Annotated in this window: 25 protein-coding genes and 1 other RNA gene; 12 read left to right on the top strand and 14 right to left on the bottom strand. The window is 67.5% G+C overall.

Features of this window, described 5'->3' with window-relative positions:
• Window positions 1-5: 5 nt before the first annotated feature.
• The gene (locus tag A5650_RS04300) at window positions 6-488 is read right to left on the bottom strand and encodes an RDD family protein (protein ID WP_067087795.1); all 483 of its coding nucleotides are present in this window, start codon (window positions 486-488) and stop codon (window positions 6-8) included.
• A 154-nt stretch (window positions 489-642) separates the two neighbouring features.
• On the opposite strand from A5650_RS04300, the gene glnA (A5650_RS04295) reads away from it, so the two are divergent.
• The 3 genes from glnA (A5650_RS04295) to A5650_RS04285 all read left to right on the top strand — a co-directional run bounded on the left by glnA (A5650_RS04295) (window position 643) and on the right by A5650_RS04285 (window position 3,717).
• Window positions 643-2,079 (top strand): type I glutamate--ammonia ligase, encoded by a 1,437-nt coding sequence (glnA, locus tag A5650_RS04295; protein WP_067286584.1) that lies wholly within the window; start codon window positions 643-645, stop codon window positions 2,077-2,079.
• Window positions 2,080-2,168: 89 nt separating this feature from the next.
• Window positions 2,169-2,693: a DoxX family protein gene (locus tag A5650_RS04290; RefSeq protein WP_067286582.1), complete on the top strand. Its 525-nt coding sequence runs from the start codon at window positions 2,169-2,171 to the stop codon at window positions 2,691-2,693.
• A 58-nt stretch (window positions 2,694-2,751) separates the two neighbouring features.
• A complete protein-coding gene (locus tag A5650_RS04285; RefSeq protein ID WP_067286705.1) occupies window positions 2,752-3,717 on the top strand; it encodes an asparaginase in 966 nt (321 codons plus the stop codon).
• Here the strand turns inward: A5650_RS04285 and A5650_RS04280 are convergent.
• From A5650_RS04280 to A5650_RS04250, 7 genes are read right to left on the bottom strand one after another with little or no spacing between them, the layout of a single operon-like run.
• On the bottom strand, window positions 3,714-4,574 hold the full coding sequence (locus tag A5650_RS04280) for a TIGR03619 family F420-dependent LLM class oxidoreductase (RefSeq protein WP_067286580.1): 861 nt from the start codon (window positions 4,572-4,574) through the stop codon (window positions 3,714-3,716). The genes A5650_RS04285 and A5650_RS04280 overlap by 4 nt on opposite strands.
• Entirely contained in the window at window positions 4,571-5,203 is a 633-nt protein-coding gene (locus A5650_RS04275; RefSeq protein ID WP_067286577.1) for a PaaI family thioesterase, read from the bottom strand. The genes A5650_RS04280 and A5650_RS04275 overlap by 4 nt, the downstream gene beginning before the upstream one ends.
• A 16-nt stretch (window positions 5,204-5,219) precedes the next feature.
• Window positions 5,220-8,204 (bottom strand): bifunctional [glutamine synthetase] adenylyltransferase/[glutamine synthetase]-adenylyl-L-tyrosine phosphorylase, encoded by a 2,985-nt coding sequence (locus tag A5650_RS04270; RefSeq protein ID WP_197501787.1) that lies wholly within the window; start codon window positions 8,202-8,204, stop codon window positions 5,220-5,222.
• Between the two features lie 35 nt (window positions 8,205-8,239).
• Window positions 8,240-9,580, bottom strand: coding sequence for a type I glutamate--ammonia ligase (glnA, locus tag A5650_RS04265; RefSeq protein ID WP_067286574.1), 1,341 nt, complete (start codon window positions 9,578-9,580; stop codon window positions 8,240-8,242).
• Between the two features lie 59 nt (window positions 9,581-9,639).
• Window positions 9,640-10,836, bottom strand: a complete 1,197-nt coding sequence (locus A5650_RS04260) for a DUF1214 domain-containing protein (protein ID WP_067286573.1) — start codon at window positions 10,834-10,836, stop codon at window positions 9,640-9,642.
• Window positions 10,837-10,848: 12 nt separating this feature from the next.
• On the bottom strand, window positions 10,849-11,994 hold the full coding sequence (locus tag A5650_RS04255) for a sulfotransferase family protein (protein ID WP_067286572.1): 1,146 nt from the start codon (window positions 11,992-11,994) through the stop codon (window positions 10,849-10,851).
• The gene (locus A5650_RS04250; protein WP_082950602.1) at window positions 11,994-12,908 is read right to left on the bottom strand and encodes an NAD-dependent epimerase/dehydratase family protein; all 915 of its coding nucleotides are present in this window, start codon (window positions 12,906-12,908) and stop codon (window positions 11,994-11,996) included. Before A5650_RS04250 ends, A5650_RS04255 begins: the two co-directional genes overlap by 1 nt.
• Before the next feature lie 26 nt (window positions 12,909-12,934).
• Here A5650_RS04250 and A5650_RS04245 point away from each other — a divergent pair, with 26 nt between their 5' ends.
• From A5650_RS04245 to A5650_RS04230, 4 genes are all read left to right on the top strand, one after another.
• The gene (locus tag A5650_RS04245; RefSeq protein ID WP_231992532.1) at window positions 12,935-13,531 is read left to right on the top strand and encodes a VOC family protein; all 597 of its coding nucleotides are present in this window, start codon (window positions 12,935-12,937) and stop codon (window positions 13,529-13,531) included.
• 38 nt (window positions 13,532-13,569) lie between these two features.
• Window positions 13,570-14,502: an acyl-CoA thioesterase gene (locus A5650_RS04240; RefSeq protein ID WP_067286570.1), complete on the top strand. Its 933-nt coding sequence runs from the start codon at window positions 13,570-13,572 to the stop codon at window positions 14,500-14,502.
• A complete protein-coding gene (locus A5650_RS04235; RefSeq protein WP_067286566.1) occupies window positions 14,503-15,105 on the top strand; it encodes a TetR/AcrR family transcriptional regulator in 603 nt (200 codons plus the stop codon).
• Between the two features lie 93 nt (window positions 15,106-15,198).
• Window positions 15,199-15,960, top strand: a complete 762-nt coding sequence (locus A5650_RS04230) for a hypothetical protein (RefSeq protein WP_067286564.1) — start codon at window positions 15,199-15,201, stop codon at window positions 15,958-15,960.
• A gap of 33 nt (window positions 15,961-15,993) precedes the next feature.
• Here the strand turns inward: A5650_RS04230 and A5650_RS04225 are convergent, their stop codons facing one another.
• A complete protein-coding gene (locus tag A5650_RS04225) occupies window positions 15,994-17,511 on the bottom strand; it encodes an alpha/beta hydrolase (RefSeq protein WP_067286562.1) in 1,518 nt (505 codons plus the stop codon).
• A gap of 45 nt (window positions 17,512-17,556) precedes the next feature.
• Complete coding sequence (locus tag A5650_RS04220; RefSeq protein WP_067286699.1) at window positions 17,557-18,948, bottom strand: WS/DGAT/MGAT family O-acyltransferase; 1,392 nt, start codon at window positions 18,946-18,948, stop codon at window positions 17,557-17,559.
• 162 nt (window positions 18,949-19,110) lie between these two features.
• Here A5650_RS04220 and panB point away from each other — a divergent pair, with 162 nt between their 5' ends.
• Window positions 19,111-19,944, top strand: coding sequence for a 3-methyl-2-oxobutanoate hydroxymethyltransferase (panB, locus tag A5650_RS04215; protein WP_067286560.1), 834 nt, complete (start codon window positions 19,111-19,113; stop codon window positions 19,942-19,944).
• On the opposite strand, the gene A5650_RS04210 is transcribed toward panB, so the two are convergent.
• Window positions 19,941-20,720 (bottom strand): enoyl-CoA hydratase/isomerase family protein, encoded by a 780-nt coding sequence (locus A5650_RS04210; RefSeq protein WP_067286558.1) that lies wholly within the window; start codon window positions 20,718-20,720, stop codon window positions 19,941-19,943. The two genes, panB and A5650_RS04210, sit on opposite strands and share 4 nt — an antisense overlap.
• A 64-nt stretch (window positions 20,721-20,784) precedes the next feature.
• Here A5650_RS04210 and A5650_RS04205 point away from each other — a divergent pair, with 64 nt between their 5' ends.
• Window positions 20,785-22,251, top strand: coding sequence for a CYTH and CHAD domain-containing protein (locus A5650_RS04205; protein WP_067286556.1), 1,467 nt, complete (start codon window positions 20,785-20,787; stop codon window positions 22,249-22,251).
• 33 nt (window positions 22,252-22,284) lie between these two features.
• Here the strand turns inward: A5650_RS04205 and rnpB are convergent.
• Window positions 22,285-22,702, bottom strand: an RNA gene (gene rnpB / locus A5650_RS04200) — RNase P RNA component class A.
• 59 nt (window positions 22,703-22,761) lie between these two features.
• Here rnpB and A5650_RS04195 point away from each other — a divergent pair.
• From A5650_RS04195 to A5650_RS04185, 3 genes are read left to right on the top strand one after another with little or no spacing between them, the layout of a single operon-like run.
• Entirely contained in the window at window positions 22,762-23,217 is a 456-nt protein-coding gene (locus A5650_RS04195; RefSeq protein WP_067286554.1) for a helix-turn-helix transcriptional regulator, read from the top strand.
• 9 nt (window positions 23,218-23,226) lie between these two features.
• Window positions 23,227-23,664 carry a VOC family protein gene (locus A5650_RS04190; RefSeq protein ID WP_067286552.1) on the top strand — a complete coding sequence of 146 codons (438 nt, stop codon included), beginning with the start codon at window positions 23,227-23,229 and terminating at the stop codon, window positions 23,662-23,664.
• A gap of 3 nt (window positions 23,665-23,667) precedes the next feature.
• A complete protein-coding gene (locus A5650_RS04185; RefSeq protein WP_067286550.1) occupies window positions 23,668-24,174 on the top strand; it encodes a methyltransferase family protein in 507 nt (168 codons plus the stop codon).
• Window positions 24,175-24,533: 359 nt separating this feature from the next.
• Here A5650_RS04185 and lpqN read toward each other — a convergent pair whose 3' ends face one another.
• Window positions 24,534-25,223 carry an envelope biogenesis lipoprotein LpqN gene (lpqN, locus tag A5650_RS04180; protein ID WP_067286548.1) on the bottom strand — a complete coding sequence of 230 codons (690 nt, stop codon included), beginning with the start codon at window positions 25,221-25,223 and terminating at the stop codon, window positions 24,534-24,536.
• Window positions 25,224-25,323: 100 nt separating this feature from the next.
• Window positions 25,324-26,784, bottom strand: a complete 1,461-nt coding sequence (locus A5650_RS04175; protein WP_067286546.1) for an HNH endonuclease signature motif containing protein — start codon at window positions 26,782-26,784, stop codon at window positions 25,324-25,326.
• Window positions 26,785-26,795: the final 11 nt, after the last annotated feature.

The raw sequence follows: 26,795 nt of genomic DNA, 5'->3' as shown, positions 1-26,795 counted from the left end.
GCGAACTACCGCCGGACCACCGCGGTGTTGGTGAAGCGGTCCTGATAGCCGCGGAAGTCCTTATCGGTGAACAGCGCGGGGATGATGAAGAACACCAGCAGCCCGCGCACCGCGGCGCGGCCGACGCCGACGTGCTGGCGGTGATCGATCGAGGCGACCCGCAAACCCAGTGCCCACTGGCCGGGCGTGAACCCGTACAACCGCACCGAGACGATGCCGAGCAGCAGCCACACCACCGCGATGGCCGTCGAGCCCAGCGGCGAGTACAGGAACGCATCCTTGCTGATCAGCCCGAGGTTGACGGCAAGCCCCACCAGCCCGTAAGCGATGAACCAGTCGATCATCAGCGCGGCGATGCGCCTGCCGAAGCGGGCGATCGACCCGGGACCGGTCTCCGGCAAACCCAGCCGCTGACCGGGATAGTCGTTGGGTCCGGCGTCGCTGGTCGGATCGGGTCCCGACAGCCAGGACCCCAGTGTGCGGGCCATACACTGAAGGATATGGGACTCGAGGAAGTCCATCGGCCGCCGGCGACAAGCACTGACGTGATTGCGTAACTTCAGCGCAACATTCGGTTGACGACCGTGCAACATCGTGTCCTTAGCGTCAACGCGCGAGTTACTGAATAAAGGAGAAAACTCAGTGGCAGAAAAGACGGCCGACGACATCCTCAAGCTGATCAAGGACCAGGACGTCGAGTACGTCGACATCCGGTTCTGCGACCTGCCCGGAGTCGTTCAGCACTTCTCGATCCCGGCTTCGGCCTTCACCCAGGACGTCTTCGAGGACGGCCTGGCGTTCGACGGCTCGTCGGTCCGCGGCTTCCAGTCGATCCACGAATCGGACATGATGCTGCTTCCGGACCCCGCGACCGCGCGCATCGACCCCTTCCGCGCCGCGAAGACGCTGAACGTGAACTTCTTCGTGCACGATCCGTTCACTCGCGAGGCCTACTCGAGGGATCCCCGCAACGTCGCCCGCAAGGCGGAGAACTACCTGGCCAGCACCGGCATCGCCGATACGGCGTACTTCGGCGCCGAGGCCGAGTTCTACATCTTCGACTCGGTGACGTTCGACTCCCGGATCAACGGCACCTTCTACGAGGTCGATTCCGAGGCCGGTTGGTGGAACACCGGTGAACCGGTCGAGGCCGACGGCAGCGCCAACCGCGGGTACAAGGTCCGGCCGAAGGGCGGCTACTTCCCCGTGGCCCCCTATGACCACTACGTGGACCTGCGCGACCAGATGGCCACCAACCTGATCAACGCCGGCTTCACCCTCGAGCGTGGCCACCACGAGGTGGGCACCGCCGGACAGGCCGAGATCAACTACAAGTTCAACACCCTGCTGCACGCGGCCGACGATGTGCTGCTGTTCAAATACATCATCAAGAACACCGCATGGCAGGCCGGCAAGACCGTCACCTTCATGCCCAAGCCGCTGTTCGGCGACAACGGCTCCGGTATGCACGCGCACCAGTCGCTGTGGAAGGACGGCCAGCCGCTCTTCCACGACGAGTCCGGCTACGCGGGCCTGTCCGACACCGCGCGCCACTACATCGGCGGCATCCTGCACCACGCGCCGTCGCTGCTGGCGTTCACCAACCCGACGGTGAACTCCTACAAGCGCCTGGTGCCGGGCTACGAGGCGCCGATCAACCTGGTGTACAGCCAGCGCAACCGCTCGGCGTGTGTCCGCATCCCGATCACGGGCAACAACCCGAAGGCCAAGCGCCTCGAGTTCCGCTGCCCCGACAGCTCGGGCAACCCATACCTGGCGTTCGCGGCGATGCTGATGGCAGGCCTCGACGGCATCAAGAAGAAGATCGAACCGCTGACCCCCGTGGACAAGGACCTCTACGAGCTGCCGCCGGAGGAGGCCGCCAACATTCCGCAGGCGCCCACCTCGCTGTCGGCGGTCATCGACAAGCTCGAAGAGGATCACGATTACCTCACCGAGGGTGGCGTGTTCACCGAGGACCTGATCGAGACCTGGATCTCGTACAAGCGTGAGAACGAGATCATGCCGATCCAGATCCGCCCTCACCCCTACGAGGTTGCGCTCTATTTCGACGTGTAACTCCAGACACGTAAACAGCACGCGACACTTCGGGCCGGGCGGGTCATTTCGCCCGGCCCGAAGCGCATCTGCAAGTAGGGTCAACACGCATGACGACCTTCGACGCACGCCTGTCCAGCTACTCGTCGCCATTCCTGAGCCTGTTCCGGATCATCGCCGGAATTCTCTTTGCACTGCACGGATCGCAGAAGGTGTTCGGCTGGCCGGTGGCGGCCCCGGTCCCGATCGAGGCCGGTTCGTGGCCGCTGTGGTGGGCCGGCCTGATCGAACTCGTGGCCGGTTTGTTGATCGCCGTCGGATTATTCACCCGCATAGCGGCTTTCATCGCTTCGGGCGAGATGGCGGTGGCCTACTTCTGGCAGCACTGGCCGCCGCTCGAGGGCCCTCCGGCGAGCTTCTGGCCGATGGAGAACGGCGGCGAGGTCGTGCTCCTGTACTGCTTCGGGTTCCTCGCGATCTCCGCGTTGGGCGCGGGCGCCTGGTCGGTCGACGCCCGGCGCGGCACGCGGATGGGTGCGGGCGCACCCGGTCGCGTGGTCAGCGGCACCGCGGCACCCGCCGGTTACGCCCAACCTGTTCGGCGCCGCGGTCTGCTGAGCCGTTTCCGGCGGTGACGCGCCGATGCGCAAGGGACTTGCGGCGGCAGCGGTGGCCCTCGCGACGGTGACAAGCATGCTCGGCCCGTCGGCCTCCCCCGCCGGCGCCCAGAGCGCCCGCCTCGTCGTCATCACCACCGGCGGCACGATCGCGACGAGCACCGACCCCAGCGGTGTGCGGCGTCCGACGGTCGGCGGCGCGGAGCTCGCCGCCGGGCTCGACGTCGAGATCGTCGATCTGATGAAGAAGGACAGCTCGCAGCTGACCCCCGCCGACTGGGACGCGATCGGGGCGGCCGCCAGGAACGCCGTGGCCAACGGCGCGGACGGGGTGGTCATCACACACGGCACCGACACCATGGAGGACACCGCGATGTGGCTGGACGTCACCTATCGCGGTGCCCCGCCGATCGTGCTGACCGGAGCGCAGCGCTCCTCCGACGCCCCCGACGCCGACGGCCCGAAGAATCTGCGCGACGCGCTGACCGTCGCCGCCAGCCCCGCCGCCCGCGAACAGGGCGTGATGATCGTGTTCGACGGCACCGTATTCCAGGCCCTCGGCACCCGGAAGATGGACACCGCGAGCCTCTCGCCGTTCGCGGGCGCTCCGATCGGCACGGTCAGCGGCGATGTCTTCAACCTGACCCAGCCCGCGCGACGCCCGTTCATTGCCGAGGTGTCGGCGGCCAACGCTCCGCGGGTCGACATCGTGGCGGCCTATCCGGGCGACGGCCCCGGACCGATCGACGCCGCCGTCTCCTCCGGTGCACGCGGAATCGTGGTGCAGGCGTTGGGATCCGGTAACGCAGGCGACGGGGTGGTCGACGCGGTGCGTCGGCACGCGCCGGCCGGCGTCGCGTTCGCGATCTCGACCCGCGTCCCGACCGGACCCGTCGAGGCGGAGTACGGACCCGGCGACGACATGGTCAAGGCCGGTGCGGTGATGGTGCCGAACCTGCGGCCCAGTCAGGCCCGGGTGCTGGTGATGGCCGCGCTCGCGGCGGGCCAACCGGTGGGCGATGTGATCGCCCGCTGGGGCTAGGGGTCCAGCCCGAGGTCCTTGCGGAACCGCTTCATCCCGTCGATCTTCTCGGCCGTCGTGGCCTGCGGACCGGCGTAGAACATCCACGGCATGGTGATGATGCCGGTGATGCCGCCCGCCTCCGCGCGCTCGTAGTGTTCGGGGGTGAACGCGTCGGTCAGCGGAGTCAGCACCTCGAAATCGTCCATCGTCAAACCCTTTTCGGCCCGCAGCTCACGCAGCTTGCCGATGCGTTCGAGCGCCCGATCGGTGGTGATCAGGTCGCCGATCCAGCCGTCGTGCCGCGCGGCCCGGCGCAGCGCGATGTCCGAGAGCCCGCCGACGTAGACGGGAATCGGCGGCGGCGTGGGCTCCATCTCCAGCTTCGGCGTCTGATAGAACTCGCCGTCGAACTCAGTCCACCCCGGCCTCCAGAGCTCCTTCATCAGCTCGAGCATCTCGTCGGTGCGCTTACCGCGACGCGCGAACTGCTGTCCCATCAGCGTGAACTCTTCCTCGCACCAGCCCACCCCGATGCCGAGTTCGAGTCGCCCACCGGCCAGTACGGCCGCGGTGCCGATCGCCTTGGCCGCGGAATACGGATCGCGCATCGCCGGCAGATACACCGTGGTGACGAACCGCGTCCGCGACGTCACGAGCGCCAGCCCGCCGATCAGCACCCACGGATCGGGCCAGTCGGTGAACGCCTCCCAGCGCCTGCTGCCGTCCTTGGTGTAGGGATAGGGTGTGGCCAACGTTTCGAGGTTGACGACGTGGTCCGGGATACCGAGGCCTTCGTAGCCGAGATCGTCGGCGGCCTTGGCGATTTCGACGACCTCGGTGGTGTCGAGGAACGCCAGGCTGACGTAGAACTTCATCCGGCGTCTCTCGCCCACGCCGGCTGGATGAACACACCCTCCGCCTCGACCGTCGGGCCCTCGGCGTCGAGCAGGTACCCCCGCGCGAACGTCTTGACACCCTCGATCCGCTCGACGTACGCCTCGGCCCGCAACGCTCCCAGCGGTGTTCCGCGCAGATAGCGCAGCGAGATCGTACCGGTGAACTTCGGTTTGGTCAGCCCTTCGCTGGCCGCCTCGCCGAGCAGGTGGTCGAGCACCAACGCACAGATGCCGCCGTGCACCCAGCCCGGCGGCCCCTCGTAGGCGCCGCTCAGCGTGAACTCGCTCCAGCACCGGCCGTCGTCCTCGTGATGGATGATCATCGGAGGCGCGATCGCATTACGCAGTCCCACAGCAGGATTCGCCCAGGCCAGCGGGCGTCCGGTCTCCTCATGGACCACCTGCACGCTCGAGCGCTGCTTGCTCTCGAGAATCTCCGCGACGGCCTCGATCTTTGCCTGCGCCTCTTCGACGGTGTCCGCGTCGATCTCGGTGTGCAGGCTCGCGTAGATCAGCCGGCGCACCGCCTCCGTCAACGGCCCGTAGAGGGCACGTTGTCTCTCGTACTCCTCGTCGGTGATCACGTCGAACCCGAAATCCATGCTCATCGGCTGTGCCCGTCCACTATGTCTCGCCACCGAAAATCTTGCGCACCACGGCTTTTGCGCGCCTTGTCACCCGCAGGTAGTTGTCGAGGAACTCTCCGCCGTCGTCGGTGTCCCAGCCCGCGGCCACCGCGACGGCGTTCAACTGCCGCCCGGGCCCGGGTAGCTGATCGGTCGGCTTTCCGCGCACCAGCACCAGTGCGTTACGCGCGCTGGTCGCGGTCAGCCATGCTTGGCGCAGCAGTTCAACGTCGCCCTCGGCGATCAGTTCCGCAGCGCCGATCGCATTGAGCGTCTGCAGCGTCGACGTGTTGTGCAGTGCGGGCACCTTGTGCGCATAGCGCAACTGCAGCAGCTGCACGGTCCACTCTATGTCGGCGAGGCCGCCGCGCCCGAGCTTGGTGTGAGTGTTCGGGTCGGCACCGCGCGGCAGCCGTTCGGCGTCGACCCGCGCCTTGATCCGCCTGATCTCCTGCACCGCCTCGGGTGACACGCCGCCGGGTGGGTAGCGGATCTTGTCGATCATCAACAGGAACCGCTCGCCGAGGTCGAGGTCGCCGGCCACGCGGTGCGCCCGTAGCAGCGCCTGCACCTCCCACGTCTGGACGTAGCGCTGGTAGTACGCCTGATACGAGGACAGGGTGCGCACCAGCGGGCCGTTGCGGCCTTCGGGACGCAGGTTCGCGTCGATCTCCAACGGCGGATCCGAGCTCGGCGTCCCGAGCAGGGCACGCACCTGCTCGGCGATCGTCACCGCCCATTTGACCGCGGCCGATTCCTCAACGCCCTCTTCGGGTTCGCACACGAACATCACGTCGGCGTCCGAGCCGTAGCCCAGCTCGCCGCCGCCCAGCCGACCCATGCCGATCACCGCGATACGGGCCAGAGGGCCCCGGTCGGTCGTGTTGGCGCGGATGACCGCGTCCAATGCGGCCTGCAGCACCGCGACCCACACCGACGTCAGCGCGCGACACACCTCGGTGACCTCGAGCATGCCGAGCAGGTCGGCCGACGCGATGCGCGCCAGCTCGCGCCTGCGCAGCGTGCGCGCCGCCGCGATCGCACGCTGCGGGTCGGAATACCGTGCGGCCGAAGCGATCAGGGCCCGTGCCACCGCCTCGGGTTCGGCCTCGAGCAGCTTGGGCCCATTCGGTCCGTCGGCATAGGACTGGATGACCTCCGGCGCCCGCATGAGCAGTTCCGGGACGTATGCCGAGGTGCCGAGCACCTGCATGAGGCGTTTGGCGACGGCGCCCTCGTCGCGCAGCGTCGCCAGGAACCACCGCTGTTCGGACAGCGCATCGCTGATGCGGCGGTACGACAGCAGCCCCGCATCCGGGTCGGGCGTGTCGGAGAGCCAGTTGAGCAGCGTCGGCAACAGCACCTGCTGCACCCGGCCGCGGCGGGCGCTGCTGCCCGTCAGTGCGGCCAGATGCGTCAGCGCACTCTGCGGACCCTCGTAACCCAACGCCGCCAGTTGCCGTTCGGCGGCCTTCTGGGTCATACCGTCCGAAATGCTCACTGCCGGTTCGCCGACCGATTCCAGCAGCGGTTGGTAGAACAGCTTCTCGTGCAGCCGCGACACCCGAAGGCTCTGGCGTTTGAGCTCTTCACGCAGCACGCCCAGCGCGTCGCGGGTGCCGTCGGGACGCATGTGGGCGGCCCGCGCCAACCAGCGCAGCGCCTCGTCGTCGTCTTCGTCGGGCAGCAGATGCGTACGCACCAGCCGCTGCAGCTGCAGCCGATGCTCGAGCAACCGAAGGAACTCATAGGACGCGGTGAGGTTGGCGGCGTCGTCGCGTCCGACGTATCCCCGCTCGCCGAGCGCGGCCAGCGCGGCGACCGTCGACGCGACATGCAACCGCTCGTCGTTGCGGCCGTGCACCAATTGCAGTAGCTGCACGGCGAATTCAACGTCGCGCAAACCGCCGGTGCCCAGCTTGATCTCCCGCGAACGCTGACCCGCGGGCACCAGCTCCTCGACGCGCCTGCGCATGGCCTGCACCTCGGAGACGAAATCCTCGCGCTCGCAGGCCGTCCACACCATCGGCATCACGGCGTCGATGTAGGCCTGACCGAGCTCGGCATCCCCCGCGGCCGGTCGCGCCTTCATCAACGCCTGGAATTCCCACGTCTTGGCCCAGCGCTGGTAGTAGGCGACGTGCGAGTCCAGCGTGCGCACCAGCTGGCCGTGCTTGCCTTCGGGTCGCAGCGCCGCGTCGACCTCGAAGAAGGCGTCGGCCGCGAACCGCATCATCTCGCCGGCCACCCGCGTCGCCAGCGCGTCGGCGGGTTCGGCGACGAAGATGACGTCGACGTCGCTGACGTAGTTCAGTTCGCGCGCACCGCATTTGCCCATCGCGATGACCGCAATCCGGGGCGGAGAGTCACCGCCCGTCGTCTTGATCGCGAGGTGCAGCGCGGCGGCCAGCGCCGCATCGGCGAGGTCCGACAGATGCTCCCCGACGGCCGGGAAGGGCAGGACCGGTTCGTTCTCGACCGTCGGCGCCAGGTCCAGGCTGGCCAGCACCAGCAGCCGGTCGCGGTAGAGCTTGCGCAGCGGCTGCAGCGCCGTCGACGTGTCGGAGGATTCGTCGGCCAGCGCGACGAACATCTCGCGCAACTCGTCGGCGGACGGCAGCGTGACGTCGCCGGCGAGCAGCCGCCAGTTCTCCGGGTTCGCGATGATGTGGTCGCCGAGAGCCAGCGAGGAACCGAACACGCTGAACAGCCGGCCGCGCAGGCTCCGGTCGCTGAGCAGCGCGCGATTGAGTTCGTCCCAGCCGTCGCCGAGGGCCTCGGAAAGCCGCACCATCAAGTGCAGCGCCGTGTCGGCGTCGGGCGCGCGCGACAACGACCACAGAAGCTCGACGTGGCCGTCGGTGTTCCAGCCCAACCGATCGAGATCCGTGGGCGCGGTGGGCTCGACGAGACCCAGCCGGCCGACGCTCGGCAGCTTCGGACGCTGCGTCGCTGGTTTGGCCACGCCTAAAAGGTAGCGCAGCGCCTATGTCGGCTAAGCACCTACAGAGCCGCGCCTTAGAGAGAGAGGTAAGCCTTCAGCTCGAACGGCGTGACGTGGCTGCGGTAGTTCTCCCACTCCGCGCGCTTGTTGCGCAGGAAGTAGTCGAAGACGTGCTCGCCCAATGCCTCCGCGACCAGCTCGGAGTTCTCCATCTCGGTGAGCGCGACGCCGAGGCTGCCCGGCAGCTCCTTGTAGCCCATCGCGCTGCGCTCCTCGGGGGTGAGCGTCCAGACGTTGTCCTCCGCCTCCGGCGGCAGCACGTAGTTCTTCTCGATACCGCGCAGACCCGCGGCCAGCAGCACCGCGAACGTCAGGTACGGATTGCACGCCGAGTCGGGGCTGCGCACCTCGACGCGCCGCGACGAGGCCTTCCTCGGGGTGTACATCGGAACGCGCACCAGCGCCGAGCGGTTCGCCGCGCCCCAGGACGCCGCCGTGGGCGCCTCGCCGCCGTGTACGAGGCGCTTGTAGGAGTTGACCCACTGGTTGGTGACGGCGCTGATCTCCTTGGCGTGCTCGAGGATTCCGGCGATGAACGACTTGGCCACGTCGGAGAGCTGCAGTGGGTCATCGGGGCTGTGGAAGGCGTTGGTGTCGCCCTCGAACATGCTCATGTGCGTGTGCATGGCCGAACCGGGATGCTCGGCGAACGGCTTCGGCATGAACGACGCCCGCACGCCGTCCCCGAGCGCGACCTCCTTGACGACGTAGCGGAATGTCATCACGTTGTCGGCCATCGACAGCGCGTCGGCGTAGCGCAGGTCGATCTCCTGCTGGCCGGGCGCGCCCTCGTGGTGGCTGAACTCCACCGAGATGCCCATCTGCTCGAGGGCGTCGATGGCGTGCCTGCGGAAGTTGGGCGCCGAATCGTGCACGGCCTGGTCGAAGTAGCCGCCGTTGTCGGCGGGCACGGGCGGGGTGCCGTCGTCCTCGCCGGGCTTGAGCAGGAAGAACTCGATCTCCGGGTGCACGTAGCAGGAGAAGCCGAGGTCGCTGGCCTTGGCCAGCTGCCTGCGCAGCACATGGCGCGAGTCCGCCCACGACGGCGAGCCGTCGGGCATCGTGATGTCGCAGAACATCCGCGCGGAATGGTGTCGGCCGGATCCGTCGGCCCACGGCAGCACCTGGAAGGTGGACGGGTCGGGACGGGCGACCATGTCGGCTTCGGACACCCGGGCGAAGCCCTCGATCGACGAGCCGTCGAACCCGATCCCCTCTTCGAACGCGCCCTCGAGTTCGGCGGGGGCGATCGCGACCGATTTCAGGTACCCGAGCACGTCGGTGAACCACAGCCGGACGAAGCGGATGTCGCGTTCCTCCAGCGTGCGCAGCACGAATTCCTTCTGCCGATCCATGACCGCAGCGTAGGCACCGGCTGTTAATTCCGTGTTACACGGCGGCTGCGTTTGCCGGGTCACCAGATGCGGCGCATCTGGGCCCCGGTACGACGGTGTAGCAGCTGGGCCCGGCGCTCCTCTGCGGTGAGCACCTCGGTGCCCGCCGGGAGGTGGTCGAGCACGGCGGTGACCGGCACTTTTGTGACCGTCACGTCGGGAAAATCGTCGGCCTTGTAGAAGCGTGCCTGCAGGATCCCCCACGGCCAGTCGGCCTTGTCGAGCCAGTTGTGCACGCCCGGGTCGCGCTTGGAGACCACGCCGCGAAACCAGCCGTCGGGGTCGATCCGCGCCTGGGTGTCGTTGAGGCTGGACTGCCGATTGACCCAGTCGACGGTCGAGAAGCGGTCGTCGGCCACCAGGATCTGCCAGTAGTAGCAGTTGGCCGGCACCGGAAACTCCACGATCAGGGCCTCGTCGTCGGCGATCTGATGGATACCGTCGTAGTAGGCCTGCTTGGTCGCCAGGCCGCCACCCTGCTGGATCCACTGGGACCGCAGCAACACGTTGAAGCCGTGGTGCTCCCGGTAGTACCGGACGAGCTCCATGTCGAAGTCGATCATCCCCTTGATCCAGTCGCCCAGTTCCGAGAACCGGCGCGCGATCTCGGCCGGCGACATGTCCTCACCGCCGTCGTCGAGGCGGTTGATCGCGACCTGGGCGTCGATCTCGGTGTTCCAGTCGCAGGCGCACTTGCGCATCAGCAACTTGCCGACCTCCGGGTTGAGCGGCCACCAGTCGCCGTCGTATCCCTCGGGGCGTTCGACGGACATGATCACCCGGAAAGTGCCGTCGTCGGCGACGGTCAGGTCGTCGAGGTCGTGGGTGATGGCCTGGAACGTCATCTGCCGTTCGACGCCCTTGAGGCTCTTCATCATTCCCGGTGCCTGCTGCGTCACCTCGACGAAGCGCACGGTGCCGCGGCGGCCGGTCAGCTCGTACACCCCGGAGCCGTCGACCTCGGCCGAGAGGTAGACGTAATCCGGGTTGGGCCCACCCTGGTTGCAGGCGTAGTTCCACAGCGGCATGAACACCGGGCGCCGGGAATCGGTGTAGACGTGGCAGAGGTATCCGCACGCGAGGATCGACAGCGCGAGCTTGTTCATGTCCTGGATTTCGGCCTCTGAGGCGCCGTCGGGTCGCCACGTCGCCAGCAGGTGGTCGGCGACTCCCTTGAGCGCCTCCATCTGCGTGTCCCAGCTGGGCAGGGTGGTCATACGTGAGCCTCCTCAGGCCTCCACGGCCACATTGAAGTGACGGACGTAGAAGTCGTAGTCCGAGCGGATTTCATCGACCGAGAGGCCGAACTGTTCCGCGGTGTAGGCGTGCGTCCCCCTGGCGCCCGCCGCGTTGGCGTCCTGCCAGTCGAAAATCGCCTGCGCGACATCGGGTTTGAACTCCAGTTCGAGCCAGTCGTAGAGGCGGCGCACCGTACCCTGCGGATCGGCCACCAGCTCGCGGTGATGCACGTCGAGGAAGCGGTCCTCGCCGATGCGGGCGCGTTCGGCGATGGCGCGCTCCATGCCCTCACGCAGATGCCGGCTCACCTCACGCCCGAGCGCCCATAGGTCGCGCTCCCCCGCTGCGGGCGGGAAGATCGTCGACACCAGGCTGGTGTAGGACGGCACGACCCTGGCCGGGTCGCGGTGCGTCATCACGAACCGCACGTCCGGGTAGGCCGCCGCGAGCGCCTCGAGGTGGAACTTGTGGTGTGGCGCCTTGAACAGCCACAGCTGCGGTGGGCATTTCGATCCGAGCAGCTTCACCACCCTGCGGTGGTAGGCGTATGTCTCGGTCAGATCGGCGCGCCGCCACCACGATCGGTACCCCGCCACCGGCAGCGTCATCTGCTGGCCGTGAAAGGCCATCCCGAGAATCTCGGTGTCCTCCATGGTCGCGTCGACCTCGAAGATGTGCATGGCGGCCTGCGCGACCGGCCGCTCCTCGTGCATCCGGATGAACGCCTGCCTACGCGGGTCGTCGGCCTCGCCGCCGGCCAGCGGCGGCGGAACCGGTTGGTACTGCTCCCATCCGCGCAAGCATCGGAACTGGGGGTCGAGTGACAACATGTCGGCCAGCGCGGTGGTGCCGGTGCGCGGCAACCCGTTGATGTCGACGGGCCCCTCGATGACGACGTCCTCGACCTCGGGATGGTCGCGGTAGTGTGCCTCGACCTCGAGGCGATTGACCAGCCTGCGGCGCAGGTCGCCGATGACGGCGGCGTCGGTGCCCGGGTCCAGGTCGCCGTCGCGTTCCAGGCTCTCCAGCAGTACGGTCAGCCCTTCGCGGAAGTCGCCGGGGCCGAAGTCGGTGTGGCCCGTTTCGGCGACCGCCTCGTCGAGTAACTGTTGTGGCTGCGGATAGCGCATGACCATCAGGTCTTCACGCGGTCGGGATAGTGGTGAGCGGTCATGGCGCGGAACCCGTCTCGCCAGTCGACCGTGCAGGGGCCGGTGATCGTCGTGCGCCTGGTGTGGTCGCCCACCGAACCGACGGACGCGCCGGGAACGGGTCGCACCTCCACCCGCGGGGACACACCGAGAAGTTCGCCGAAGTACGCACACCACTGCTGGACGCTGACCGGGGTGTCGCCGGCGAAGTTGACGATGGTGGCAGGCACGCTCGCCGCGTCGAGTAACGCCGGGATGTGGGCGCTGATGTCGTCGTAGTGAATGGGGCTGTACGGCAACGGGTCCCAGCGGGCCACGACCGGTTGCCCCGCGGCGATGGCCTGCAGGTGCCACAGCGGGAGGCCGCCGCGATCTCCGTAGGCGCTGCCCATTCGAGCGATGGTGGTCGGTATGCCGAACTCACGGGCGCAGTACCGCGCGACGGCCTCCTCGGCGATCTTGACAATCGAATAGGGTTGCGGGCTGGGCAATCCGGCGTCGCCGATCGGGTCGTCCTCGCGGAACGGATGCCAGGGGTCGGGGTGGGGTTTGTACACGGTGACCGTAGACATCACCAGCGCGGCCTTGACGGCACGGCAGTGCGACAGCAGCAGCCCGGTTCCCTCGGCGTTGACCCGTAGGCCCTGCTCGTAGTCTTCTCCGAAGTCGGCGGCAATGTGCAGGAGGTAGGTGAAATTGGTTGGCAGATCGGTGAAATCACCGACACCGAGATCGACGGGGCGGGTGGTCACGCCCAGCGCCTCGACCTCATCGCGCGCAGCGGGATCGGAGAACCTGGCGATGCCCCACACCTCGTTGTCGCGCGCGAGCGTCCTGGCGACGCCGTAGGCGATCCGGCCTGCCGGTCCCGTGATGAGGACCCGTTCCCCGCTCAGCATTGCGCAACCGTGCCATGATCGTGCGTATGGATCTCTTCGAACAGCCGTGGCCCGAAGGGGATTATCGATTCTTCCAACTCGGGCACGTCGTCGACGACGTGTTCGAAGCCGCCGCGGGGTGGGCGCGGGTGTTCGGGGTCGGACCGTTCCACGTGTTGCCCGTCGTCGATCAGGAGACCGACTACGGAGGCGAGACCCGCACGGTCCGGATCCAGGTCGCGGTCGCGCAGGCGGGTCCGGTGCAGATCGAGTTGATCCAGCAGCACTGTCAGACCCCGAGCATCTACTCCGAGTGGAGCCGTGGCGGAACCAGTTCGTTTCATCAGATCGCTACGATCACAGACGATTTCGACGCCAAGACGGCACATTTCGCGTCGATGGGCTATCCGGTCGCCGCCCAAAGCGTCGGCGGCGGTTTCCGCGTGGCCTACGTCGACACCGTGGCGGACTTCGGGTTCTACACCGAAGTGGTCGACGCCCCGGGCGCCTTCCTCGACCATGTGCGCCGCATCTCTGCGACCTGCGCCGAATGGGACGGCAGCGACCCGGTGCGCATCATGACCCGCGACGGCTACCGGGTGCCGCAGGATTCCAGGGGCCACCCCGGGACTCTAAAGTCTTAGAGACAATGGTGGCAAGCATCTGGCAGGATCCATCCGTGATGGCCACCGATGAGACCGACCCGCAGACCGACCTGACCGGCCCATTGCAGGGCACCGCGCTGGAGAAGTCGGTGCTCGAATCCCTCGACACCCTCGAACGCGCGCTCGCCGTGCAGCCTCTGGGCGCCGGCCGCTTCCGGGCGACGAACGAACGCGATCGCTTCAGCCGGATCTTCGGCGGGCAGCTGCTCGCACAGGCCCTCTATGCCGCCTCGCGCACCGTCGACCATCACGCGCCGCACTCCCTGCACGCCTACTTCGTCCAGACGGGCGCATCGGACACACCGGTCGACATCGCCGTCGACACCGTCCGCGACGGGCGGTCGATGGCCACCCGTCAGGTCACCATCGCGCAGGGCGACCGCACGCTGCTCACCGCCCTCGCGTCGTTCCACACCAATCCCACCGAACCCGAACTCGATCACCCCCGACCGGACACCCCGGCGCCCGAGGAGATGCCGCTGCTACAGCACTGGGTGCACCAGGTCCCCCCGCAACTCAGGGAGAACGCGCAGAAATGGATCGATGTCCCACCCGCGGTGGAGATGCGCATCGCGGAGCCGACGAATTTCCTCGGCGGCCGCCAAACTCCCGGGCCCCGGTCGCACTGGATGCGGTTGCCCCGCCCCATCGGCGACGATCCGGCGCTGCACAGCGCGATGCTCGCGTACGCCAGCGACTACCTGCTGCTGGACATGGCGTTGCGTAACCATCCGCATCGCGCCGACTACGCGTCCATCGCGGCGGTCAGCCTCGATCACGCTCTGTGGCTGCACCGCCCCGTGCGCTTCGACGACTGGCATCTCTACACCCAGGACACGGTCGCCGTCAGCGGACACCGCGCGCTGATCCGCGGGACCATCCGCGACGTGGCAGGACGCACCGTGGCCAGCACGTCGCAGGAAGTGTTGATCCGCCCGATCGCGACGTAGATGGCCGAACGCCGAACCCCGGACGGGCGACAACGCCGTCGCGATCTCTGCGACGTCGCGATCAGGCTGCTCGCCGAGCACGGCGCGAAGGGGCTGAGCCATCCGCGGGTTGACCGCGCGGCGGGCGTTCCGGAAGGGAGCACCTCATATTACTTCCGGACGCGCAGCGCGCTGATCCACGCCGTCGCCGAGCGGGTCGCCCAGCTGGATCTGGCGGACCTGCGCACGGTCGCCGAGGCGGACGCCGACACGTCCCGACAGGCCGCGGTCACCAGACTGGCCGCGGTGGTGATGAAATCGCTGACCGGCGACGGCCTCACCCGCACCCGGGCCCGGATCGAGCTGCTCCTACAGGCCAACCGCGATCCGGCGATATCCGCTGTCTTTCATGCGAATTCGCAGACCTATCTGGCGTTGCATCGCGAGCTTGCGGAGCGCTCGCGAACGTCGGATGCCGACCCGTCCGCCGTGGACGACCGGGCTCTGCTCACGGTGATGTTCATCAGCGGGCTCATGCTCAGCGCGGCAGCGGGCAATCAGCCGGCCATCGAGAGGGATCGGCTGGAGTTCCTGCTCGTCCAGATCGCCGAGAGCCGGCCCTGAAGGGGTTGCCTGGGGTTTCGAATGCACGCTTCGCGGGTAGGTGACGTTCAATCGGGGGGTCGCGCCGCTGAAACCGATGCGAGGAGCGACCACATGAATCTCAAGAAAACCGCATTGACGATGAGCCTGGCCGGAGCAGTGTGCGGCTTTGCCGCGCTCGGCGCGAGCGTGGGGACCGTGAACGCGGACCCGAAGTTTCCGTCCCCGCCCGTGCCTCCCATCCCCGGGCCGCCGCCGATTCCCAAGGTCAATGTGCCGCGCGTCGAGGCACCGCGGGTGCCTGACGTGAACGTGCCGCGGGTCGAGGCACCGCGAGTGCCGGATGTCCACGTGAACGTGCCACCGGCCGGGGTGCCGCCACTGCCCAAGGTCAACGTGCCGCCACCCCCGGCGCCCGTCGTCGACATCGACCTGCCCCGCCTAGCGCCGAACCTGCCCGACGTCGACGCCTATTTCGGCTTGCCGGGCGGTCACATTCCACCGGGTCAACTGATGAACGCGGCCACCATCAACGGTGTCCCGAACCCGTTCTTCAAGATCCCGCCCGGGCAGCTCAAGAAGATGCGGACCGTCCAGGGCTATGAGAACCCGTTCTTCGACGAGGTTCCGGGCCACTGGGAAATCCCGGCGTCAGTGATACCCGACGCCTGGCCGGGCGTGCCGGGTATCAACGACTACTTCGGCCTGCCGGGCCAGCAGATCGGCCCGGTACAGCTGCGGGCGGAGGCCACCATCAATGGGGTGCCCAACCCGTTCCACGGCATCCCGGCCGATGAGCTGCGGAAGCTTCCGACGGTGCAGGGCTTCGAAAATCCGTTCTTCGACGGCGCCCCCGGACACTGGGACATTCCTTAAGGGATCGCAGCACGGCACCGGCTCGCCGCGGAGCTAGTCCGAGGAGCAGGTGGTGTCCGGCGGCGGCACCGTCACGTCGACGAGGTAGCGGGCGGCGATGTCGTCGATGCACTTGTTGCCCTGGAACACCACGGTGTGCTGGGTGCCCTGGAACGTCACCAACGTCCCCCCGAGCTGCTTGGCGAGCTCCACGCCCGCCTGATACGGCGTCGCGGGATCGTTCGTCGTCGAGACCACCAGCGTCGGCGGCAATCCCTCGACCTTGAGCTCGTGCGGTTCGCTCGTCGGCGGCACCGGCCAGAACGCGCACGTACCCAGCGGAGCGTGCCCGGTGAATTCGCCGTAGCTCATGAACGGCGCGGCCTCTCGGACCCGCCGGTCCTCTTCGGCGACCTTGGCCCGGTCGGTCACCGCCGGCTTGTCCATGCAGTTGACCGCGACCCGCACGTCGGTCGAGTTGTTGTAGTGGCCCTGCGCATCTCGTCCCATGTACAGGTCGGCCAGCGCGAGCATCGTGTCGCCGGTTCCGCGCTCCATCTCGCTGAGCGCCTGCGTCAGATGTCGCCACAGGTTCGGCGAGTACAGCGGCAGGATCGTCCCCACGATCGCGTCGGAGTAGCTCAGCCCTCGCGGATCCCGGGTCTTGAGCGGCTTGTCCACCAGCGGGTCGACCAGGCTGTGGTAGACGTCGTTGGCCTTCGCCGGATCGGTGCCCAACGGGCAGCCCGGGTTCTTGGCGCAGTCGGCGGCATAGTCGTTGAACGCGGTCTGGAAGGCGGCGGCCTGCCGGACGTTGGCCTCGGTGGGATCGGCGTTCGGATCGACCGCGCCGTCGAGGATCATCGCGCGCACCTTGTCCGGATACGCCTCGGCGTACGTGGCGCCGATCCGGGTGCCGTAGGAGTAGCCGAGGTAGGTCAACTTCTCGTCACCGAGCGCCTGGCGCATCGCCTCGAGATCCTTGGCCACGTTGACGGTTCCGACGTTGGCGAGGAACTCCTTGCCCATCTTGTCCTCGCAGCGCTGGACGAACTCCTTGGTCTCCTTCTCGATCTCCGCGACGCCCTCCGGCGAGTAGTCGACCTGGGGTTCGGCCCGCAGCCGGTCGTTGTCGGCATCGGAGTTGCACCACAGCGCGGGCGTGGAATTGGCGACGCCGCGCGGATCGAAACCGACGAGGTCGAAGCGCTGCCGCACCGACTCGGGCAGTGAGCCGACGACGCCGGCGGCGGCCTCCACACCGGACTCCCCCGGCCCTCCCGGGTTGATGATCAACGAGCCGACCTTGTCGCCGGTGGCCCTGAACCGGATCATCGCGATGCGGGCGACGTCACCGTCGGGGTCGTCGTAGTTCACCGGAACCGACAGCATGCCGCACTCCGCGTCGGCGGGGATCCGCGACTCGTCGGGCTGTTCGGTCTGGCACTTGGTCCACTCGATCGGGGTACCGGGCGGCGGCACCGCGACGACGGCGCGGCCGTCCACCACATGGCTGCATCCGGTGGCCGCGAGCAGCACAGTGGCCGCGAGGACCCCGATCTTGGCGTTCATGGCTCAACATGCTGCCATGAACCCTCATCGGCCCTGGCTAGGGCGCTATCGCGTGGCGGCCAGCAACTCGTCGAGGGCAGCGGAGAAATCGTCTGCCATATCCCACAGGTCGGGCAGTAGTTCCGGGCAGGACACGATGCCGACGTTCAGTGAGCCCGTCAGCGACATGACGGTGATGTTGAGCCCCGACCCGTGGAAGATCGGGCCGAGCGGATACATCGCCTTGGCCTCGCAGCCCAGGTAGTACAGCGGCACCTGCGGGCCGGGAACGTTGGAGATGACGAGGTTGTGCACCGGCCTGGCCCCGCTGAGCCGGCTCGCGGCGTAGACGCGCATCGCGACGCCGAAGACCGCAGGCGCGGCGAACTGCGTCCAGTCCTGCAGCAGGGTGGCCCCGATCGCCGAACTGTGTTGTTTGGCAACGGAATTCGACTCGGCGATGGACTTCAGCCGGGCCGCGGGATCCTCGATGTGGGTTTCCAGTCGCGAGAACATGCCCGACACCTGGTTGCGGCCGGGCCGGTCGGATTTGTCATGCACCGAGACCGGGACCATCGCGACGAGCGAGTTCTCCGGCAGTTGGCCGTGATCGGCGAGGTACTTGCGCAGCACGCCGGACACCAGCGCCATGACGACATCGTTGACCTTCACCCCGAAGTGGTTCTTGACGGTCTTGATGTCCTCGAGGTCCAGTTGCGCGAACGCGACGTTGCGGTGCCCGGTGACGTTCATGTTGAAAACCGTCCTCGGGGCCGCGAACGGCGGCGCCATCGACAGGCCGGAGCGGGCCCGGCGGACCGTGTCGACCACCGAGGAAACCGTCACGGGCAGCGCGTTGACCAGTTTCAACGGCCGGGTGGCGAACTTGACCGCACCGCTGACCGCGATCTCCAGCGAGCTGGCGTCGCCGGGACCGTCGACGGGATCGGGCGGCAGCGCGTCGGGTTCCGTGCTGCACAGTTGCGACATCAGGCTCGCGCCGGTGACACCGTCGACGCCGGCGTGGTGCACCTTCGTCATCACCACGAGGCGCCCGCCGTCCTGCGGGTTGGTGCCGTCGACGTTTTCGATCACCCACTTCTCCCACAGAGGACGGCTGCGGTCGAGGGGCAGCGACGCGATGTGGCCGCAGATCTCGGCGAGCTCGCGGGGTCCGCCCGGCGCGGGTAGCCCGATGCGATGCAGGTGGCGGTCGACGTCGAAGTCCTTGTCCTCCACCCACACCGGATGGTCGAGGTTGAACCGGCTGTCGGCGAGCTTCTCGCGGAACTCGGGCATCGCCTTGATGCGCAGGTTCAGCGCGTCCTTGAACCGGTCGAACGTGTAGCCGCCGGGCATCGTCGAGGTGTCGAGCTCGAGAATCGAGCACACATGCAGCGGCTGCTGCGCGGTTTCGAGGTACAGGAAACTGGCGTCGAGCCCGCTGAGCCGTTGCATGTCGCCGATGTTATGCCCGGTGACGGCGGGTGTGAGCAAATCCACTCAACAGCCCTTTTAACATCTCGGACACCAAGTGGCAGACTTGGTGGGTCAGACGAACCCGGGGACCGTGCATCGGCCTCGAGGATTCGACCCGACCCACCCAATTGGGGGACAACGATGTCTGAGCAGACCGTGTACGGGACTGCCTCCGCTCCGCGGAGCAAAACCCGCACGCTCCACCTCCAGAAGTGGAAAGCAGAAGGCCACAAGTGGGCCATGCTCACCGCCTACGACTACTCCACCGCGCGCGTCTTCGATGACGCCGGCATCCCGGTGCTGCTGGTCGGCGACTCGGCCGCCAACGTCGTCTACGGCTACGACACCACCGTGCCCGTGACGATCGACGAGCTGATCCCGCTGGTCCGCGGCGTCGTCCGCGGCGCCCCGCACGCGCTGGTCGTCGCCGACCTGCCGTTCGGCAGCTACGAAGGCGGGCCGCAGCAGGCGCTCGCGACCGCCACGCGGTTCCTGAAGGAGACCGGTGCGCACGCTGTCAAGCTCGAGGGTGGCGAGCGTGTGGTCGAGCAGATCGCGACGCTGAGCGCCGCGGGCATCCCGGTCATGGCGCACATCGGCTTCACCCCGCAGAGCGTCAACGGGTTGGGCGGTTTCCGGGTTCAGGGTCGCGGCGACGCCGGCGAGCAGACCGTTCACGACGCCATCGCCGTGCAGGAAGCCGGCGCGTTCGCCGTCGTCATGGAGATGGTGCCCGCCGAGCTGGCCACCCAGATCACCGGCAAGCTGACCATCCCGACCGTCGGGATCGGCGCGGGACCGAACTGCGACGCGCAGGTGCTGGTGTGGCAGGACATGGCGGGCATGACGAGCGGCAAGACCGCGAAGTTCGTGAAGCGGTTCGGCGCCGTCGGCGACGAATTGCGCCGCGCCGCAGAGCAATACGCCGACGAGGTCGCCAGCGGGGCGTTCCCCGCCGACGAGCACTCGTTCTAGGCGAACTCCGCTTTCCGCTTGGCCAGGAAGGCGTCGACGCCCTCGCGTCCGTCGCTGGAGCAGGCGCGTGCGGCGATCAGCCGTCCCTCGAGCTCCATCTGTTCTTCGAGGCCGTTACCGAAGGTGCCGAGCAGCAACTGCTTGACCCCACCGTTGGAGCCGGCTGACGTGGCCGCCATCCGATCGGCGAGCTTGCCCGCCCGCTCTGCCAGTTCGGCGTCCGCAACGACCTCGGTCACCAAACCCCACTGCGACGCCTCCTGCGCCGACAGCGTGCGGTTGGTCAGCATGAGCTCCTTGGTCTTGGTGACGCCGATGAGCCGCGGCAAGTAGTAGGACGCGCTGCCGTCGGGGCTGAGCCCGACCCGGGTGTAGGCCATGGTGAACGACGCGGACTCGGCGGCCAGCACCAGGTCGCCGGTCACCGCGAGCGAGAACCCCGCACCGGCGGCGGTGCCGTTCACCGCGGTGATGACCACCGCATTCATCCGGGCGAAGGTCGAAATCGCGCGGTGCAGATCGTCGGCGACGCCCTTGATGTGTGCACCGCGGTCGTCGGCGTCCGCGAAATCCTTCAAATCACCGCCCGCGCAGAAGAACCGGCCCGATCCGGTGAGGACCACGACCTTGGTCGCGGCGTTGTCACACCGCTTGGCGGCGTCGGCCAGCTCACGAGTCATCGTGCCGTTCATGCCATTTGCCGCATCCGGTCGATTGAGGGTGATGCGGGTGATGGCGCCGGTCTGCTCGACGGTCAGCGTTTCGTAATCGGTCACAGTGGGACCTTATATTCGCCGCCCTCCCCGATGTTCACCTGCGTGTGGCAATCTGTCTCGCACTATGGGCAAATCGGGCGAGTCCACGCGGCATCTGGAGGTCGAGCGCAAGTTCGACGTCGGCGAATCGACCGTGTCGCCCTCGTTCGAGGGATTGTCATCGGTGGTTCGCGTCGAAGGGTCGCCGGCGCACCATCTGGAGGCCGTGTACTTCGACACCCCCGACCACGACCTCGCGGCTCGGCGCATCACGCTGCGCAGGCGAACCGGCGGTCCGGACGAAGGCTGGCACCTCAAACTGCCCGCCGGGCCCGACGCGCGGACCGAGGTCAGGGAGCCGCTGGGTGAGGACGCTGTGGTGCCGGATGCGCTGCGCGACGTCGTGCTGGCGATCGTGCGTGACCATCCGCTGCAGCCGATCGCCCGCATCTCCACCCAACGCACCGTCGACGTGCTCTACGGTCCCAACGGCGCGCCGGTGGCGGAGTTCTGCGACGACCAGGTGACGGCCTCCGCCGAGCCCGACGGCCCCCAGCAGGCGTGGCGCGAGTGGGAGCTCGAACTGGCCGACGGCGCCGACCGCGAGCTGCTCGACCGGCTGTCGAACCGGCTGATCGATGCCAGCGCCAAGCCCGCCGCCAGTGGTTCGAAGCTGGCGCGGGTGCTGGGGTCGCTGCAGGAGAACGCGTCGCAACCGTCGGATGCGGTGCACCGAGCGGTCGCCGAACAGGTCGAGCAGCTGATCGAGTGGGACCGCGCGGTGCGTGCCGACGTCGAGGATTCGGTGCACCAGATGCGGGTGACGACGCGCAAGATCCGCAGCCTGCTGCAGACCTCGCGCGAGGCGTTCGGCATCTCCGACGACGCGTGGATTCTCGACGAGCTGCGGCAGCTCGCCGCGATCCTCGGAGTGGCTCGCGACGCCGAAGTGCTGGCCGAACGCTACGCAAAGGCCCTCGATGAGCTGCCGGAAGAGCTGGTCCGCGGCCCTGTGCGGGAGCGGCTGGTCGACGGCGCCGAGCGGCGCTACGCGGCCGGGCTGCGCCATTCGTTGATCGCGATGCGCTCGCAGCGGTACTTCCGGCTGCTCGACGCGCTCGAAGGGTTGGTCGCCGCAGAAGCGGTCCCGGCGCAGGACGAGGACGAGCGCAGCCAGGCGACGATCGACGCGGCCTACAAGCGTGTGCGCAAGGCGGCGAAGGCCGCCGCGCAGGCGGACGAGGACAAGGACGAGGCGCTGCATCGAATCCGTAAGGGCGCCAAGCGGCTTCGATATACCGCGGCGGCAACCGGACAGGGCAAGGTGTCGGCTCGCGCCAAGAAAATCCAGTCGATGCTTGGCGATCACCAGGACAGCGTGGTCAGCCGGGCGCACCTGAGCCAGCAAGCCGAGGCGGCGCACGCCGCGGGCGAGGACACGTTCAGCTACGGTCTGCTCTTCCGGATGGAGGAGGAGCTCGCGCAGCGCTCGCGAGACCAGTTGGACCGTGCGCTCAAGAAGCTCGCCAAGGCGGTGCGCAAGGCGCGCTGACCCGGGCCCCGGATCGGGCGCGCCGGTGCAGGGCGGATGAGTTGGCCTGTAAGCCGGATTCTGTCCCTCACCACCGCGGCGACCGCGGCGGCGAGGTGGCGACCATCCATCTGGACACACCGTCGCCGGGTGCCTCGAGCGGCCTACCCGCAGGCTCGGGCGAGCAACCCTCGGGCGCCTGCGCGGCCGCAACCAGGTTGCGGCCTTCTTGGCCTTGCTTCGGGTGGGGTTTGCCTAGCCACTCCGGTCACCCGGAATGCTGGTGCGCTCTTACCGCACCGTTTCACCCTTACCACCCCGAGTCCGAAGACCCGGTGGTGGCGGTCTGTTTTCTGTGGCACTTTCCCGCGAGTCACCTCGGATTGCCGTTAGCAATCACCCTGCTCTGTGAAGTCCGGACTTTCCTCGAAACCCAGGCGAACCTGGATCCCGCGGCCGCCCAGCCAACTCATCCGCGAGTTCAACGTAGCGCCTGTCGCCGCTGTTCCGCGACTTCGACATACTTGGCGCATGGCGCAGGTGCCTCCGGCGCGCTATCTGATGCGCGCCAAGGATCTGGTCGACGCGCGGTACGCCGAGGCGATCACCGTCGACGACCTGGCTGCTGCCGCGGGCCTGTCCCGCGCGCACTTCAGCAGGATGTTCACCCGCACCTTCGGGGAAACGCCGCGGGCTTACCTGCAGACCCGCCGCCTGGAACGCGCCGCGGCGCTGCTGCGCAACACCGACCGCTCGATCGCCGACATCTGCGTGATGGTCGGGTTGCAGAGCGTGGGGTCGTTCACCACCAGCTTCGCCCGGGTGTACGGGCTGCCTCCTGCCGCGTACCGGGCGAGCCTGCCGCCGGCGGCGATCCACGCCCGTGTGCCGAGTTGCATCCTCAAGCGCGATACTCGGCCTCCCGCCGACAGCCGGGTGCGCAAGACAGCACACGGGGAGAAGACGCAGAGACGCGACCCGTCGTAGCGTCGAGCCATGATCAAAATCGCAAGCGCCCACCTCTGGGTACATGACCAGGAAGCGGCATTGAAGTTCTGGACCGAGAAGGTCGGTATGGAAGTGCGCCAGGATGTTTCGCTGCCGGATGTGGACGGCCTGTTCCGATGGCTGACCGTCGGGCCGCCCGGCCAAGACGATGTGTCGATCGTGTTGATGGCCGTACCCGGTGAACCCGTCATGGACGAGGCGACCCGCAAGCAGGTGCTGGACCTCACCGCCAAGGGCTTCGCGGGAACGGTGTTTTTGACGACGGAGGACTGTCGGGCCTCCTATGAGGAAATGCGTTCGCGTGGAGTCGAGTTCACCGAGGAACCACACGAGATGCCCTACGGCATCGATTGCGGGTTCCGCGATCCGTCCGGTAACAGTGTGCGCCTGACGCAACTCGCGGACCTGTCGGCCATCACGGGATAGCGCGTGCGGATTCCCACCGCTGCACTCGCCTCGGCGGCATTCTTTGTAGTGGCGCCCGGCACGTTCGTGGGGCTCGGTCCATGGTTGATCACGCGCTGGGACTTGTCCGACGCTCCGGCATGGCGGATCGTCGTGGGCGGGATCGTGGTCGTCGTCGGTTTGATCCCACCCATCCACGCGTTCGTCGAATTCGTCAGGGCCGGTGGGACTCCCATGCCCGTCGCGCCCACGCAACGTTTGGTCGTGACGGGCTTCAACCGGTTCGTCCGTAATCCGATGTACGTCGGGCTGATCACGGCGATCCTCGGTCAGGCAGCGCTTTTCGGCAGCCTGTGGCTCGTACTCTATGCGGCGATCGGATGGGCGGTCACGGCGTCGTTCGTGCGGTGGTACGAAGAACCCACGCTGGTGCGAACGTACGGGGCGCAGTACCAGACGTATCGCGCACACGTGCGCGCGTGGCTGCCCCGGCTGACGCCGTGGACGCCGGTTGGGGACGTCAGCGGTTAGGCCACGTCGCGCGGGGCGCCGGTCCTCCCGGCGGGGCGGGCTTGAGGTTCGCGCCGGGGACCTGTGAGTTCTGCCAGGCCGACATGCACAGCCCGATCCTGCCGGGTTTACACCAGCCGCCCGTGCCCGGGATCCCGAGCGTGGTTTGGGATTGCGCCCAGCACACCCCGGTCCGCTGATCCCACACCTCGCTGGCCTTGCACTGCGCGTGCGCGGCTGGAGCGGTCACAAGGGGGGACGACAGCAGCACGGCGCTGCACACCGAAGCCAGTAGGAGGACTGGAGCCGTGGTCCGGATTCTCATATCGATGCGTCTCCGTCGGTAAGCGGGGTCCTGGAGTCTCGGAGGGAGCGGCCGGTCATGACGGTGGGGTGATGGTCGTCTGTTCGTCGATGACCTTGATGGCGTCGAGCACGGCGTTCTGTTCGGCCTCGGGACTGTCCGCATTCAGCTGCAGGACGAAGAGGCCATCTGACGCCGGCACGACGACGGTCTTCTGGGCGACGAATCGCTTCTGACCGTCGTTCATGAACGTGCCTGCGTACGAAAGGGCATCGAAGCCACCGAATTTGCCCTTCGCCGGTTCTGCCAACGGCTTGAACTCGGCCATGTCCTCCAGCTGCTCCGGGGCGTATTCGAGAATCTTCGCCTGGTCTACGTTGCCGGTGAGCTTCGAGGCGATCGCGTACATGTCCGGCGGGTCATTCGGATCCTTCGGGGTGTCGTAGACGATCGCGCCGTAGGCCCATTCCGGCGTCGCCTCGCCCGCGTCGCGCCATCCGGGCGGGATCGGGAAGTTGAAGGTCGGCGTCCCGGGCTCGCCGGGTTTGATCGGCGTCTCCGCGATATCGCTCTCGGTGACGTACTCGTTGATCGTGTCGTCATCGTCGGCAGCGGGGCTCGGCGTGGCCGTCGCCGTGCCGGTCTCGCTGGTGGCCGACGTCGTGGTCGTGGCCGCCGTATCGGCGTCGGAACCACAGCCCACGAGTCCAAAGCTCAGTGCGATGACGAAAAGACCCGCCGCCGGCCCTACGGGGAGATTCTGCATCGGCTCGCCGCCTCCTACGGTTCTTGTTTCACAACGCCGAGGATTGATCTTGAAAGCGAGCCTAGAGGGTGGACACCGAAAATTCGCTACTTCGTCAATTTCAGAAAGGTGGGGGCTTGTAGACCGCCGCGAGCCACGCCTGATGCTGCCGCTCCTCCTCGGCGATCAGCTCGCTTCGTAAACGCCGCTCAGTGTCGATACGGTCGCGGCGAACTTGTTCTCGGGTTTGTCTGCGCCGAGGCATCATTGCCATTCGGTCGAGGTTCTCCGGCGGAGGCGTGACGACCTCGAGCACGCCGGTCGATTGCCCGAGCGCGGGGAACATGCTCGCGCCGTGGGGTTCCGACCGGTACACGTGTCCGGTCGGAGCGGTCAAAACGATTGTGCCGTCCGGTAATTGCTCATCGCGCCAGCCACCGCTGCCGCAATAGAACGTCTTGATCAGATGGTGGATACGGCAGTAGTGCTTGGTGTTCGACGGATGCGTCGGACCATAGGGCCAGGGCACGGTATGGTCCACGTCGCATCTCGTCACCGGCCTGTCGCATCCGGGCCAGCGGCACGTCAGGTCCCGCCACTGCAGGAACTCGATCAACTTGGCGCCGGGGCGATATCCGATGCTGGCGCTAATGGGATCTCCGGTGCTCGCCACGGCAGCGCCGGCGGCGGGCACGCCCACCGGCTTGAGTTCGGCGTGTTGCGCCAGATCCCGCACCGACTCGGCGGGCAGCACCCCGAACCCGCGCAGATATCCCGGTCTGTCGCTGGTTCCATCGACGGTGGCTTCTTCGGCCAGAACATGGATCACCGCTACGGACGCCGCCGCACGTTCGGCGCCCGCCGAGCAGTCGTCGGATCCACACCGGCAGGCCAGCGTCGCTTCGAGACGCGAGAGCGCACCGCAAGCGTCGGCGCGACGCTGGGCGACCGTCCGCGGATCGTTCTCACACACGGTGGCGGCCAACGCATCCAGCCGCGCATCCAGCGAGGCGCCGTCTTCGGCGCGCAACTTGCCCGAGAGAAACGCCAATCCGGCGCAGTCGGCGGGATTGACGTCGACATAGCGATGCTTGTCGGCCTCCGGCGGCACTCGTACCGCGGCGGGGTCGAATTCGGCGATGAACAGATCGATGCGGTCGCGCAGCTTGGGTTTGGACAGCTTCATCCACTTCTCGACCCGCCATGCCAACGCCTCATCGAGGTTCACCATGACGTCGTCGTCGACGTTCTCGGTGCGCGCGACGATCGTCGACACCATCCGATAATCGATCACACCCCGACAGAACCGCCTGAGGACCTGCGGCAGCCGATCCCGCAGTGCGATCGCGACCTCGACCTGACCGACCGCTCGCGCATGGCTGATGTTCTGCACCGGCGCGATCTCGGCCGCCACCGCCGCGATCGCATCGGCCACGTAGAACCGCGACTCGACCATCTCGGGATTGCGCCTGGCGAACAACTCACCGACCAACGACAACCGGCGCCCCATCGCCGCCGACTCCTCGCGCGCCTCTTCACCCATGAAGGTGATGAGATCGGCATCCGAGGCGTCTTCGAACATGCTTTCGACAC

This window comes from Mycobacterium sp. 1164985.4, from assembly GCF_001668575.1.
GTDB lineage: Bacteria > Actinomycetota > Actinomycetes > Mycobacteriales > Mycobacteriaceae > Mycobacterium.
The sequence above is the reverse complement of the archived record's forward strand: the minus strand, read 5'-3'. Positions and strand labels throughout refer to the sequence as shown.

Bases quoted from the DNA above. Each gene is read 5' to 3' on its own strand.
- A5650_RS04175 (WP_067286546.1), bottom strand. From the start codon at position 26,784: ATGTTCGAAGACGCCTCGGATGCCGATCTCATCACCTTCATGGGTGAA.
- A5650_RS04230 (WP_067286564.1), top strand. From the start codon at position 15,199: ATGAATCTCAAGAAAACCGCATTGACGATGAGCCTGGCCGGAGCAGTG.
- panB (WP_067286560.1), top strand. From the start codon at position 19,111: ATGTCTGAGCAGACCGTGTACGGGACTGCCTCCGCTCCGCGGAGCAAA.
- A5650_RS04280 (WP_067286580.1), bottom strand. From the start codon at position 4,574: ATGAAGTTCTACGTCAGCCTGGCGTTCCTCGACACCACCGAGGTCGTC.
- A5650_RS04300 (WP_067087795.1), bottom strand. From the start codon at position 488: ATGGCCCGCACACTGGGGTCCTGGCTGTCGGGACCCGATCCGACCAGC.
- A5650_RS04255 (WP_067286572.1), bottom strand. From the start codon at position 11,994: ATGGTCATGCGCTATCCGCAGCCACAACAGTTACTCGACGAGGCGGTC.
- A5650_RS04260 (WP_067286573.1), bottom strand. From the start codon at position 10,836: ATGACCACCCTGCCCAGCTGGGACACGCAGATGGAGGCGCTCAAGGGA.
- A5650_RS04250 (WP_082950602.1), bottom strand. From the start codon at position 12,908: ATGCTGAGCGGGGAACGGGTCCTCATCACGGGACCGGCAGGCCGGATC.
- A5650_RS04190 (WP_067286552.1), top strand. From the start codon at position 23,227: ATGATCAAAATCGCAAGCGCCCACCTCTGGGTACATGACCAGGAAGCG.
- A5650_RS04205 (WP_067286556.1), top strand. From the start codon at position 20,785: ATGGGCAAATCGGGCGAGTCCACGCGGCATCTGGAGGTCGAGCGCAAG.
- A5650_RS04245 (WP_231992532.1), top strand. From the start codon at position 12,935: ATGGATCTCTTCGAACAGCCGTGGCCCGAAGGGGATTATCGATTCTTC.
- A5650_RS04225 (WP_067286562.1), bottom strand. From the start codon at position 17,511: ATGAACGCCAAGATCGGGGTCCTCGCGGCCACTGTGCTGCTCGCGGCC.
- A5650_RS04240 (WP_067286570.1), top strand. From the start codon at position 13,570: ATGGCCACCGATGAGACCGACCCGCAGACCGACCTGACCGGCCCATTG.
- glnA (WP_067286574.1), bottom strand. From the start codon at position 9,580: ATGGATCGGCAGAAGGAATTCGTGCTGCGCACGCTGGAGGAACGCGAC.
- A5650_RS04285 (WP_067286705.1), top strand. From the start codon at position 2,752: ATGCTCGGCCCGTCGGCCTCCCCCGCCGGCGCCCAGAGCGCCCGCCTC.
- A5650_RS04290 (WP_067286582.1), top strand. From the start codon at position 2,169: ATGACGACCTTCGACGCACGCCTGTCCAGCTACTCGTCGCCATTCCTG.
- A5650_RS04235 (WP_067286566.1), top strand. From the start codon at position 14,503: ATGGCCGAACGCCGAACCCCGGACGGGCGACAACGCCGTCGCGATCTC.
- lpqN (WP_067286548.1), bottom strand. From the start codon at position 25,223: ATGCAGAATCTCCCCGTAGGGCCGGCGGCGGGTCTTTTCGTCATCGCA.
- A5650_RS04275 (WP_067286577.1), bottom strand. From the start codon at position 5,203: ATGAGCATGGATTTCGGGTTCGACGTGATCACCGACGAGGAGTACGAG.
- A5650_RS04195 (WP_067286554.1), top strand. From the start codon at position 22,762: ATGGCGCAGGTGCCTCCGGCGCGCTATCTGATGCGCGCCAAGGATCTG.
- A5650_RS04220 (WP_067286699.1), bottom strand. From the start codon at position 18,948: ATGCAACGGCTCAGCGGGCTCGACGCCAGTTTCCTGTACCTCGAAACC.